Annotated in this window: 1 protein-coding gene; it reads right to left on the bottom strand. The window is 67.4% G+C overall.

What is annotated here, in order from left to right:
• Positions 1 to 337 (bottom strand): tryptophan 7-halogenase (locus OO69_RS48410; protein ID WP_033287435.1); only part of this gene is annotated, 337 nt, incomplete at both ends.

Genomic DNA, 337 nt, shown 5'->3' with positions numbered 1-337 from the left:
TGCCTGCAGTGCGGCGCTCTGCTCCATGAGGCGGCCCACCACCTTTCCCGGCACGGCGCCGTGCGGCCCGTCGGCGTCGCCTGCGGCGGTGTGCGTCATGCCGGCCATCTCGTCGGACGCCTCGGAGAACCGCTGCCTGGCCCGGGCCGTGTCGGCGAACTCGTCGGAGGAGACTCCGCCGATCAGTTCGACGAAGGACTGCAGGTCGGAGTCCGCTGTGTTGGAGATCTTCCGGGCCTGCCAGAAATAGGAGTCCTCCGAATGGTGCATGTCGTAGAAGCCGACCAGGAACTCGTAGAAGCGGCTGTACTCCAGCCGGTAGCGGGCCTCGAACTCG

The sequence above is a fragment of the Streptomyces sp. NRRL F-525 genome (assembly GCF_000716605.1).
GTDB lineage: Bacteria > Actinomycetota > Actinomycetes > Streptomycetales > Streptomycetaceae > Streptomyces.
The sequence above is the reverse complement of the archived record's forward strand: the minus strand, read 5'-3'. Positions and strand labels throughout refer to the sequence as shown.